The sequence below is a fragment of the Diplocloster modestus genome (assembly GCF_019042245.1).
Classification (GTDB): domain Bacteria; phylum Bacillota; class Clostridia; order Lachnospirales; family Lachnospiraceae; genus Diplocloster; species Diplocloster modestus.
Map to the genome: position 1 here is coordinate 1 of NZ_JAHQCX010000028.1, position 11,980 is coordinate 11,980.

At 49.1% G+C, this 11,980-nt stretch carries 9 protein-coding genes; all 9 read right to left on the reverse strand.

Features of this window, described 5'->3' with window-relative positions; all coding sequences use genetic code 11:
• Positions 1 to 152 precede the first annotated feature (152 nt).
• Positions 153 to 1,772: a chaperonin GroEL gene (gene groL, locus KTH90_RS23910; RefSeq protein WP_158355564.1), complete on the reverse strand. Its 1,620-nt coding sequence runs from the start codon at positions 1,770 to 1,772 to the stop codon at positions 153 to 155.
• Between the two features lie 26 nt (positions 1,773 to 1,798).
• A complete protein-coding gene (gene groES / locus KTH90_RS23915; RefSeq protein ID WP_158355563.1) occupies positions 1,799 to 2,083 on the reverse strand; it encodes a co-chaperone GroES in 285 nt (94 codons plus the stop codon).
• Positions 2,084 to 2,529: 446 nt separating this feature from the next.
• Positions 2,530 to 3,345, reverse strand: coding sequence for a GTP-sensing pleiotropic transcriptional regulator CodY (gene codY / locus KTH90_RS23920; protein ID WP_158344644.1), 816 nt, complete (start codon positions 3,343 to 3,345; stop codon positions 2,530 to 2,532).
• A 69-nt stretch (positions 3,346 to 3,414) separates the two neighbouring features.
• Positions 3,415 to 5,505: a type I DNA topoisomerase gene (gene topA, locus KTH90_RS23925; RefSeq protein WP_158355562.1), complete on the reverse strand. Its 2,091-nt coding sequence runs from the start codon at positions 5,503 to 5,505 to the stop codon at positions 3,415 to 3,417.
• Between the two features lie 41 nt (positions 5,506 to 5,546).
• Positions 5,547 to 6,425: a DNA-processing protein DprA gene (dprA, locus tag KTH90_RS23930; RefSeq protein WP_238727564.1), complete on the reverse strand. Its 879-nt coding sequence runs from the start codon at positions 6,423 to 6,425 to the stop codon at positions 5,547 to 5,549.
• Positions 6,426 to 6,438: 13 nt separating this feature from the next.
• The gene (locus tag KTH90_RS23935) at positions 6,439 to 7,971 is read right to left on the reverse strand and encodes a YifB family Mg chelatase-like AAA ATPase (protein ID WP_238727565.1); all 1,533 of its coding nucleotides are present in this window, start codon (positions 7,969 to 7,971) and stop codon (positions 6,439 to 6,441) included.
• A 371-nt stretch (positions 7,972 to 8,342) separates the two neighbouring features.
• On the reverse strand, positions 8,343 to 10,187 hold the full coding sequence (locus KTH90_RS23940) for an alpha-amylase family glycosyl hydrolase (RefSeq protein WP_158355559.1): 1,845 nt from the start codon (positions 10,185 to 10,187) through the stop codon (positions 8,343 to 8,345).
• An 18-nt stretch (positions 10,188 to 10,205) separates the two neighbouring features.
• A complete protein-coding gene (locus KTH90_RS23945; RefSeq protein ID WP_238727566.1) occupies positions 10,206 to 11,060 on the reverse strand; it encodes a carbohydrate ABC transporter permease in 855 nt (284 codons plus the stop codon).
• Between the two features lie 8 nt (positions 11,061 to 11,068).
• Positions 11,069 to 11,959 (reverse strand): carbohydrate ABC transporter permease, encoded by an 891-nt coding sequence (locus KTH90_RS23950; protein ID WP_238727567.1) that lies wholly within the window; start codon positions 11,957 to 11,959, stop codon positions 11,069 to 11,071.
• Positions 11,960 to 11,980: the final 21 nt, after the last annotated feature.

Sequence of the window (11,980 nt, forward strand, 5' to 3'; positions counted from 1 at the left end):
TCAAACAAAGTGGGATATTTATTCTATTATCCCATATGTTTATCCTTAACTAACTGACATTGGCCGTGAATAGTAACGTTTTATTTTCAGTTTTATCCAGATAAAAAAAGTCCAAAAAAGGGGCCCCTTTTCAGGGCCCCATTAAAAAGGAATTACATCATTCCCATTCCGCCTCCGGCCGGAGGAACCGGCGCATCTTCTTTGATGTTGGCAACTACAGATTCCGTGGTCAGGAAGGTAGCTGCTACACTGGTGGCGTTCTGCAGAGCGCTTCTGGTTACCTTGGAAGGATCCAGGATGCCTGCTTCTACCATATCTACATACTGCTCTTTGTAAGCGTCGAAGCCATGGCCAACGTTAGCTTCTTTTACTTTGTTCACGATGACAGAGCCTTCCAGTCCTGCGTTTGCCGCAATGTAGTACAGCGGAGCTTCGAGAGCTTTCAGGATGATGTTAGCGCCTGTCTTGACATCGCCTTCCATTGTTTCAGCCAGTTTTTCGACTTCTTTGGCTGCATGGATATATGCGGAACCGCCGCCTGCGATGATACCTTCTTCTACAGCTGCTCTGGTTGCATTCAGAGCATCTTCCATACGAAGCTTGCTTTCCTTCATCTCTGTTTCGGTAGCAGCACCTACACGGATCACTGCAACACCGCCAGATAATTTGGCAAGTCTTTCCTGTAATTTTTCTCTGTCAAAATCAGAGGTGGTTTCTTCGATCTGAGCTTTGATCTGGCTGATTCTGGCATCGATGGCACTCTTCTCACCATAACCGTCAACGACGATGGTGTTCTCTTTTTCAACTTTAACGGATTTCGCACGTCCCAACTGAGCCATTGTGGTTTCTTTCAGATCCAGTCCCAGTTCATCAGAAATTACCTGTCCGCCGGTCAGGATAGCGATATCTTCCAGCATTGCTTTTCTTCTGTCGCCGTAGCCTGGAGCTTTTACAGCTACTACATTGAAGGTTCCTCTTAATTTATTCACAATCAGGGTGGTCAGGGCTTCACCTTCCACATCTTCTGCGATGATCAGAAGTTTGGCGCTGGACTGTACGACCTGCTCTAACAGAGGAAGGATTTCCTGAATATTGCTGATCTTTTTGTCTGTGATCAGAATGTAGGGTTCATCCAGAGTTGCAACCATTTTATCCATATCGGTAGCCATATAGGCGGAGATGTAACCTCTGTCAAACTGCATACCTTCTACCAGATCCAGTTCTGTCAACATGGTCTTAGATTCTTCAATCGTGATAACACCGTCATTGGATACCTTTTCCATAGCGTCTGCTACCATATCACCTACTGTATCATCACCTGCAGAAATAGCGGCTACTCTTGCGATCTGGTCTTTGCCGGAGATCTTTCTGCTCATGTCATGAATCGCATTGACAGCGGCGTCTGTAGCTTTCTTCATTCCTTTACGGAGTTCGATCGGGTTAGCGCCTGCTGCCAGGTTCTTCATTCCCTCGTGGATCATGGACTGTGCCAGAACGGTAGCGGTAGTAGTTCCGTCACCGGCTACGTCGTTGGTCTTGGTTGCCACTTCTTTAACCAGCTGAGCGCCCATGTTCTCGAAAGCGTCTTCCAGCTCGATTTCTTTTGCGATGGTAACACCATCGTTGGTGATCAGCGGAGCGCCGAAGGATTTATCCAGTACAACGTTTCTTCCTTTGGGCCCTAACGTCACTCTGACGGTATCCGCCAGTTTATTAACACCTGTTTCCAATGCAGCTCTTGCTTCTGCTCCGTATTTAATCTCTTTTGCCATGATAATAGCCTCCTACTCTTTCTATATTATTCGATGATTGCTAAGATATCGGACTGTTTTACGATGATGTATTCGTCTTCATCGATTTTTACTTCTGTTCCGGCATATTTGGAATATATAATCTTATCGCCAGCTTTTACTTCCATCTTGACTTCTTTCCCGTCTACCGTTCCACCGGGTCCTACTGCTATTACTTCTGCCTGCTGAGGTTTCTCTTTGTTCTGTCCAGGTAATACGATACCGGATTTTGTAGTTTCTTCTGCTTCTAACTGTTTAATAACTACTCTGTCTCCCAACGGTACTAATTTCATGATAATTCCTCCTTAATGAATTCTGCTTTGTGTATTATTAGCACTCACTTTATTCGAGTGCTAACCGATAGTCATATATTAGATAATTCTCGCCTTTCGTGCAACTTTACATATTGGCGATTTTCTCAATATATTCTCATTTTTTCTAGATTATTCTAACATTTTTATCCATTTTCTTAATTTTATCCTTTTTATACGATTTTATACTTTTTTTATACTTTTTCGTGCAGCTTTGCTGCACGCACGCCTGCGGGGTATAAACCTGGGGGGATGCAACCATGGGCCGGAGAGGCTGGAACACTGTCCGAGCCCCCGTTGGGGAGTTTGTTCCGGGCCCTCTCACAACTCCCTGCCTAACGCAGACAATCGAAAAATACTGCCTCCAAGTTTAGAGACAGTATCCCTTATACCCCACGGTTCAAGTGAGGTAGGTTATTTGAGTTTCATTAATAATCTGTGCTTTTGATATTCAGTTCCATAGACATTCTTTTGCGTTCCTTGATATCATCCAGTTCTTCGAATATATAATCGTTTATTACTTTGATATAGGTGCCTTTCATACCGGAGGAACGGGACTCAATCACACCAGCGCTTTCGAACTTGCGCAGGGCGTTGACGATTACGGAACGGGTGATCCCCACATTGTCCGCGACCTTGCTGGCGATCAGGATTCCTTCCGGTCCTCCCAGCTCATCGAAGATACAGATGATCGCTTCCAGTTCCGAGAAAGACAGGCTGTTGATCGCGGCCTTAACTACCTGGATCTGCCGTTTTCTGGTCTCCGCTTCTTCCTTTTCAGCCCGCATCATCTCCAGGCCGACAACGGTTGCTCCATATTCACACAGGATGATATCTCCGATATCGAACCGGACATCCTTTTTATATACAAACAGAGTGCCCAAACGCTCCCCCGAAATATCGATGGGCGTTATGATTGCCTCATAATTCAGCACATCTTCCGAGTCAAAACCCAGAGTCTGCAGATTTACATTTTCTTTTGTAGAAAGGATGGACAGCCATCGTTCGTTCAGAGTCCGATCTATAAACTGACCCACACGGTCTGATATCAATTCGGTAATCTCCTCGACATCCAGACATTTGGATGAACCCAGAACCTTTCCTTTTTTACTGACCACCAGTATGTTGGAATCCAGAATATCCGCCAGCACCGCGCAGATATCATTAAAGACCACCTTACTGTGGCTGTTATTATGAAGCAGCTTATTAATCTTTCTGGTTTTGTCTAATAGTTGAATACTCATGGCGACCTCCTAAACAACCACAATTCTAACATGGAATTGTCTGAAAATCAACCGAATTATCTCACATCTTTAAGAAGTTTTTTCTTTTTTTTCTTTGTTTATTACCTTGACATAACCGCAGTGTTCATTGGCGCAGACGAGCTTACTTCCCTTCTCCACCATGTATCCTCCGCATTCCGGACATTTCTCCTGGGACGGCTTCTGCCAGGACATAAAATCACATTCCGGATTATCCTCGCATCCGTAGTAACGGCGGCCTTTTTTCGTCTTGCGCAGCACGATTTCCTTTCCACACTTCGGACACGTAACGCCCACCTTTTCCAGGTATGGCTTGGTATTGCGGCAGTCGGGAAATCCAGGACAGGCCAGGAATCTGCCATGAGGACCATATTTGATCACCATATTCCTGCCGCACTCCTCACAGATTACATCGGTGACTTCATCTTCTATCTTCACCTGCTCCAGTTCTTTTTCCGCTTTTTCCACTGCATCTCTCAGATCCGGATAAAAATTGCTGACCACTGTTTTCCAATTGACCGTGCCTTCTTCCACACAGTCCAGCAGGCCCTCCATATTCGCGGTGAAATTCACATCCACGATACTGGGGAAGCTCTGCTTCATGATGGAATTAACCACGTCCCCTAACTCGGTCAGATAGAGATTTTTATTTTCCTTCGCCACATAACGTCTGGCGATGATTGTGGTAATGGTAGGAGCATAGGTGCTGGGCCGTCCGATCCCCAGTTCCTCCAGCGTCTTGACTAACGTGGCCTCCGTATAATGAGCCGGCGGCTGTGTAAAATGCTGTTTTTGGTCAAATTCATTCAGATGAATCTGGGTATCTGTAGTAATCTGTCTGGCCAGCACATTGTTCTGCTGCTTTTCTTCGTCATCTATTTCATAGACGGACATAAAACCGTCAAACGCCAGACGGGAAGCTGCTACCGTAAAACGATAATCCCGCGCGTCTATTTTAATGGAAGTCGTCTCATATCTGGCCGGGCTCATCCTGCTGGCTGTAAAGCGTTTCCAGATCAACTGATACAGGCGGAACTGATCCCGTGATAAGGATTCCTTCAACATAGCGGGAAGCCTAGTGATATCTGTCGGACGGATCGCCTCGTGGGCGTCCTGGATCTTTTTGCCCTTACTGGAAGACGCCTGGGCGGTGGTCACGTAATCTTTTCCGTAGACCTCCTCCACATAGGCTCTCGCATTCGCATCCGCCTCGTCGGAGATTCTCGTGGAATCCGTACGCAGGTAGGAGATCACACCAACCGTACCGTTGCCCGCGATTTCGATCCCTTCATACAGCTGCTGCGCCAGACGCATGGTTTTCTGGGTGGAAAAATTCAAAAGCTTGGAAGCTTCCTGCTGCAGGGTACTGGTTGTAAAGGGAAGCGGCGGTTTCTTGATCCGCTCACCGGTCTTGACATCAGCCACCTGATAGTCGGCTCCCTCCAGATCTTTCAGGATCTGGTTCAGCTCTTCTTCATTCCGGATTGTGCGCTTGCCGTCTTTATCCCCATAGAATTTGGCGACCAATACTTTTTTTTCCCCGGGAATACCAAAATTTGCATCCAGGGTCCAGTACTCTTCCGGAATAAATGCGTCGATCTCTTCTTCCCGGTCGGCAATGATACGAAGCGCCACTGACTGCACACGTCCCGCACTCAATCCCCTCTTAACCTTTGCCCACAGCAGGGGGCTGATCCGATAACCAACCATACGGTCCAGAATTCTTCTGGTCTGCTGCGCATTTACCAGATTCATATCAATATCCCTGGGTTCTTTCAGAGAAGCCTTCACCGCATTTTTGGTAATTTCGTTAAAACTGATTCTGGCCATTCTATTATCTTCCAGCTTAAGGGCCTTGGACAGATGCCAGGAGATCGCCTCTCCTTCCCGGTCAGGGTCAGTCGCCAGAAAAATCTTATCTGCTTTCTTAACTTTCTTGCGCAGATCAGCCAGCAGTTCCCCTTTCCCCCGGATCGTAATATACTTGGGTTCATAATCATGTTCAATATCGATTCCCAGCTGACTCTTGGGCAGATCCCTTACGTGACCACCCGACGCCGCCACATCATAATTGGAACCGAGGAATTTTTTAATCGTTTTCACCTTCGCCGGTGATTCCACGATCACTAAATACTTAGCCATTTAATACCCTCCGAAAATCTACTTAACTTAAAACCACCGGTTTATACCGGAAAGTCTCTTCTGACAAATTTCCCCTTTGCCGCTTCTTCTATGCATTCCTTTAGCTGAAGGGACAATAATATTGGAAATACTTCCTGTATAGGCAAGGCGGTTACCGCCATAATTTCATCTACACTTTTTGGGACTAAATCCAAACAAGCATACACCGAAACTTCTTTTTTTTCAAGTGGTATCTTCATTTTTTTCGATTTCCCGTCAGATTTACCAAATATGATTCCAAGTCCTTCCAGCAATTCTTCCGGCCGTAATGCAATACCGGCTCCCTGGGCGATCAGCCGGTTACATCCCATGCTGAGCGGGTCTGTCACCCGGCCCGGCAGCGCAAATACGTCCTTTCCCTGTTCTAACGCCAGATCAGCCGTAATTAAAGACCCGCTCTTTTCTTTGGCTTCAATTACCAGTACCAGATCCGCCAGGCCGCTGATGATCCGGTTTCTGGCCGGAAAATGCCAGTTGACCGGCTGTTCCCCATTGGGATACTCTGAAATCACTCCGCCTTCCTTTATAATCTGTTCATACAGCCTGTAATTCTCTCTGGGATAGCAGATATCTACCCCACAGCCCATAACCGCGAATGTCAGTCCTCCCGCTTCTAACGCCCCTTCCTGGGCGCATCCGTCGATCCCCTTCGCCAATCCGCTGATAATCTGAACCCCGTTGGCTGCCAGCACTCTGCCGAATTCCCGAGCTTTACTCCTCCCATAGGCACTGCACATACGCGCTCCCACGATGGCCACTGCCGGCACTTCCGGATCCGGCAGTTTCCCCCTTACGTAAAGACCTTGGGGATATGCCTGTATTTTCCCCAGCCTCTCCGGATAGGCCGGCTCTCCATAAGAAACATATTCCGTTCTTTCCATATTCATGCCCCCTTTAATGCCAGAATTTCCGATCGCCCATCCGGTACATTACAGCCTCACTTAAGTGTTCCGTACGGATTCTATCGCTGCCGTCCAGATCTGCGATGGTTCTCGCCACCCGCAGTACGCGGTGGCAGCCCCGCATGCTCATGTCCAGTTTATCAAAGACTTCCGAAAGCAGCGTTTCTTCCTTTTTCCCCAGCGCGCAGTACGTCCCGATGGCCGCCGGCGTCAGTTCCGCGTTATAGCGGAAGGGAGTCCCCTGATACCTCCGGCGCTGTATTTCATGAGCTCTGGAAACCCGTTCGCGGATAGCTTCGGATGTCTCCCCTATCCTCTTAGCTGCCATTCTCCCATATTCCATCCTGGGCACCTCCGAGCAGATATCCATTCGGTCCAGCAGCGGTCCGCTGATTTTTCCCAGATATCTTTTGATCTCTCCGGAATTACAGCTGCACTTTTCCATATCCGGGTAAAAACCGCACCGACAGGGATTCATAGCTGCCGCCAGCATAAAATCCGCCGGAAATGTATAGTTTCCCCTGTTTCTGGCGATATGGATCACCCGCTCCTCCATCGGCTGCCGTAAGATCTCCAGGGCCGGTTTGGAAAACTCGGGAATCTCGTCCAGAAAAAGCACCCCCAGATGAGCCAGACTGATCTCACCTGGCCTGGGTATCCTCCCTCCGCCGGCCAGCGCATTTGTCGTAACCGTATGGTGAGGAGAACGAAACGGACGTTTCCGAATCAACCCCTCGCCCTTTTTGAGAAGTCCGCACACGCTGTATATCTTCGTTATCTCCAGGCTTTCCTCCATCGTCAGCCTGGGCAGGATCGTGGGGATTCTCTTGGCTATCATCGTCTTTCCCGCTCCCGGCGGCCCGATAATGAGCAGATTATGCCTGCCGCTCACTGCTACCTCCGCGGCCCGTTTTACCGCTTCCTGGCCGAAGATATCCGCATAATCCATACGCTCTTCCGTCTCTCCTTGTGTAAGCAGTTCTTCCGGATCCACATATTCCGGCTGGAGCGCCGTCTCATCATTCAGATAGGCAATCACTTCCGCAAGTGTCTGAACCCCGATCACTGTAAGCCCCGGAATCGCAGCTGCCTCCTGCGCGTTCTGTTTCGGGACAATACAGCAGTCACACTTCATTTCCTTCGCTCCGGCCGCCATGGTCAGAATACCATTTACCGGATTCACTTCCGCATTCAGGCTTAACTCCCCTGCGATCACCACCTTCTCCATCCTTCCGGCCGGTACCATCCCCAACGCCCCCAGAATCGCGGACGCAATGGGAAGATCAAAAGCAGACCCCGCCTTCCTGATATCTGCCGGCCAAAGGTTCACCGTGATCCGCTTCACCGGCAGACGGATTCCCGTATTCCTCATAGCCGAGCGGACACGATCCTGCGCCTCCTTCACCTCCGAAGCCAGATAGCCCACCATATTCATAACCGGAAGTCCGTCACTGATATCCGCCTCCACATGCACCGGAATACTCTCAATCCCGCACACACACGCAGACAATACGCTACTAAACATATAACACCTCATTTCATAATTGTAAAATGCAGAGATCGCGTTTTTGTATAAAATTGTGAGTTAATATAGGAAAAATCGGCGATACGCCGGAAAACAGACAAAGAACTTGTCCGATAAGCTTACTATACTATAAAATAGCTGTTATATCAATACTTAACTGTTAAAATACATGACATAATAAGTTTATTCGAATTAATATTCAGGGAGGGGACTGGCACCTTTCGGCAGTAAAGCCCGATTTTTCAGCAGCCAGGGGAGAAAGGGGCCTGTCCCCGGATGCCGGAATACTCCAGTTAACATCCGGGGACAGGCCCCTCTCATCCTGCCAGGCGCCAGTCCCAAACTTTATTATACTGCGGAGCCTGTAAAAGTCAGAAGGTCGGGTATATGTCGTTCACCTGTCCTCCAGTTCCAACAAAGTTATTACCGCTGGACCAGGTGGTATTGTTGATCATCGGCTTAAATTCGAAGGATGCGCCGGCCGGTATCCGCTCCGTCTCATATACCCAGACATCGGAGCTTACATTCAGCATCTTGCGTCCTATATCCCAGGTAAGCGGATAACTGTCTCCCCGCAGGTACATATCGTTGCCAAGCCCCACATCATAGTGGACCCGGATCGTCGTTACATTCCTGGCCGGAGGAGTATAGGCCGCCACGGAGCCCGACGTGAATACGTATGCGGTCTTTGCCGGAATCTGCAGGCTGATCTGCTTCCCGGTCACGCCGCCGGCAGTGATGTTAACGGAAACAGACGTATCCAGCAGGTTCGTCAGTCCGGTGCCCACGCCCAGGGAACTCTCCGCCCTGATCGGTATCTGGCGCGTCTCATTGCTGGTCCCGTTATTGATCACGGTGATGACTTCCTGACCGGTCGTGTCATTCCTGCGGGAATACGCGTAGATATTATCTTCCACCCACATTTCCCGCTGGGTGCCGGTCTGGAGGCAGTTATAATCTTTGCGCAGCTGGCTCAGTCTTTGAATCAGTTTATACATGTTTCCGTCTTCAGAAAATCCGGGCATCACTTCCCGGTTTTCCTTATTGGCGATCCCGGCCCACTCGGTGGGAACACCGCCGCCATAGCAGTTCTGCTCCGTTCCGTAATAGACGTCGGGGATACCCCGGACTGTGAACAGGAAGGTCAGCGCCAGCCGGAGCTTCTGATAATTATCGTCCGCCAGACACAGGAACCGGTCTCTGTCATGGTTATCTATGAAAGTGACCAGATGATTGACATCCTTATATTTGTAATCCTGATCCAGAATCGATTTCACAGTGGTAAAGCTCGCATCATGGGCGAAAACTTCCCTGGCCTGGAAGAACAGCGGGAAATCCAGCACCCCCCATTCATAATTGGCAAAATCGCTTACATAGTCCACATCCCCTACAAAGATTTCCCCAAAGGAAGGCACGCCCAGATACTGCTCGAATTCCTGCAGGAAGTCTTTGGGTATGGAACGGGCAGCATCCACCCGTACGCCGTCTGCCCCGGTCATATCGATCCAGTTTTTATAAGCGTCTTTGATGGCTGCCCGCGCGTCGGGATTATCCTGGTTCAAATCATCCAGCCCGCCCAGATCATAATTCAGAACCTGGAAAGGGTTATCCCAGTTTGTAATATCCCCGTAATGATGATACCAGCTTGGATTATTAAACGGCGCGGCCGGCTGGTAGTCGGCCGAACTATAAGTGGTGGCGGTCCCGGCGAAATAGTCCGCGGTATGGTTCGGCACCACGTCCAGAATCACCTTCAGTCCCTTGGCATGCGCTGAGTTCACCAGATCAATCAAATCCTGCTTGGTTCCGTAATGGGGATCTGCTGAATTGTAATCATGAGTAAAATATCCGTGATATCCGGATTCCTCTCCGTCCCTGCTCAATAGTTCATTCTGGGACGGAGGTGAGATCCAGATCGCCGTAACCCCGAGATTCTTGATATAATCCAGCTTCTGTGTCAGTCCCTTCCAGTCGCCCCCCTGGGTGTATTTCAACTGTCCGGGCCGGTATTCCTGGTTAAGCGTTCCGTTATTCGTGGAATCGCCGTCATAGAAACGGTCCGTCAATACCATATAAATAATATCACTTTCATTCAGCGCGCTGCTTGGCTGGGTATTCGTCTCAGCCAAAACCTGCGACGGCATGAGCAGGGAAACACAGAACAGGACAGCTAACACCATACTAAGAGCCTTCATCCGAAAGTTCTTCTTATACATGATATTCCTCCTCACCTTTTAACCTTTTATCCCCCCTGTTTGCAATCCGGATACAAAATATTTCTGGAAGCATATGAAGATGATCAATATCGGAACCAGGCTCGCGACAGACATGGCGAACACATAGCCCCACTGGGTAAACTGATGCTGCCCGAAAAATCCGGAGATTGCAATGGGCAAGGTCCTTTTCAGATTATCGTTGATTACGGTTAAAGCCCATGGGAATTCCTCCCATGCGGTCAAAAAATTGAATATACTAACCGACGCGATGGCCGGGCTGGCCAGAGGCAGCATGATCTTAAAAAACACGGTAAACGTGCTGCCTCCATCCATGTACACAGCTTCGTCAAAATCCTTTGGTATGTTCTCGATATAGCTCTTGATCATGAATGTGGAAAAAGGCAGTTCCCATGCCACATAAAACGGAATCAGACCCAGCAGTTTATTGGTCAGATGAAAAAAAGTGGCCAGCTGATACTGAGTAATGATCAGGGTCGTGCCGGGGATAATCATGGTACCGATCACCAGCCCGAACAGGATATTCCGTCCCGGGAACCGGAAACGGGCGATGCAAAAGGCCAGGGCCGCCGCGATAAAAGCGGTCAGGATCACCGTCAGCACAGCCACCACGACGCTGTTCAGGAAATTGATATAAAATTTTTCCTGCTGAAAAATATAGACATAGTTCTCCACCGTGATTTTGTCAAGCGCCGGGAAAAAATGCGGCGGGAATTCATACAGCGCCCCGTTCGGTTTTAAAGACGTGCTGATCATATAGATCATGGGCAATACGGACACGACCCCGCCGCAAAGAAGCAGCACATATAATGGTATATTCTTTTTACACATTCTGTGGTTTATCCGATTCATCATCAAACACCTCACTTTGGCGCGTCATTTTGTCTCATGACCCTGAACTGCAGGATTGCCAGCAGGATCAGCGTCACCGCCACGATAAAGGACAGGGCGGCCGCGTATCCGAACTTGCCCGTATTAAATGCCTTATAATACATCCACGTCAGCACCGTCTCCGTCTGGTGCATCGGCTTGCCGGCCGTTATCATTTTAATAGAAGTAAATACGTTAAACCCGCCGATGGTCAGCATGACCAGAGCAAACAAGATCGTCCCCCTGATGCTGGGCAGCGTGATATAGAAGAATTTACCGAAGCTGCCGCAGCCGTCCATCTCCGCGGATTCGTACAGGTCCTGGGGAACGCTCTGCAGAGCGGCCAGAAAGATCACCATATTCCAGCCAACCCCCTTCCAGATTCCCAGCATCATCGCCACGAACATCCCGCCCTGCCGGGAGTCCAGCCAGGGGACATTCCCGTTCGTCAGATGGATGACGTCGGACAGGAAATAATTGAGCATTCCTTCCGTATTAAAGATATACTTAAATACCAGGGACACGATCACCCAGGAAGTAATGACCGGGAGGTAATAGACGACACGGAAGGATACCCGGAACTTTGGAATCGCATTAATAAACGTGGCCGCCAGCAGGCCCAGGATCATCTGCCCCGGAACCGTCACCAGCGTATACAGCAGAGTGTTCACGAACGCGGTGCCAAAAGTAGGGTCCGACAGGACATCCGCATAGTTCTGCAGGCCCGCGAACTCCTGTCTGGTCATGGCCCCAAAGTCCCATGCCAAAAAGCTCATCTGAAACAGCTTTACAATGGGGTATATGGTAAATAGTGCAAACACGGCCACACCGGGCAGTAAAAGGGCCGATATCTGCAGGCGGTTGCGAATTGATTTGATTCCCATGTCATCCTCCTTTTCCCGGCC

What these genes read in the sequence shown, in the direction of transcription:
- groES (WP_158355563.1), bottom strand. Translation starts at nt 2,083, where the DNA reads ATGAAATTAGTACCGTTGGGAGACAGAGTAGTTATTAAACAGTTAGAA.
- topA (WP_158355562.1), bottom strand. Translation starts at nt 5,505, where the DNA reads ATGGCTAAGTATTTAGTGATCGTGGAATCACCGGCGAAGGTGAAAACG.
- KTH90_RS23950 (WP_238727567.1), bottom strand. Translation starts at nt 11,959, where the DNA reads ATGGGAATCAAATCAATTCGCAACCGCCTGCAGATATCGGCCCTTTTA.
- dprA (WP_238727564.1), bottom strand. Translation starts at nt 6,425, where the DNA reads ATGGAAAGAACGGAATATGTTTCTTATGGAGAGCCGGCCTATCCGGAG.
- groL (WP_158355564.1), bottom strand. Translation starts at nt 1,772, where the DNA reads ATGGCAAAAGAGATTAAATACGGAGCAGAAGCAAGAGCTGCATTGGAA.
- KTH90_RS23945 (WP_238727566.1), bottom strand. Translation starts at nt 11,060, where the DNA reads ATGATGAATCGGATAAACCACAGAATGTGTAAAAAGAATATACCATTA.
- KTH90_RS23940 (WP_158355559.1), bottom strand. Translation starts at nt 10,187, where the DNA reads ATGTATAAGAAGAACTTTCGGATGAAGGCTCTTAGTATGGTGTTAGCT.
- codY (WP_158344644.1), bottom strand. Translation starts at nt 3,345, where the DNA reads ATGAGTATTCAACTATTAGACAAAACCAGAAAGATTAATAAGCTGCTT.
- KTH90_RS23935 (WP_238727565.1), bottom strand. Translation starts at nt 7,971, where the DNA reads ATGTTTAGTAGCGTATTGTCTGCGTGTGTGTGCGGGATTGAGAGTATT.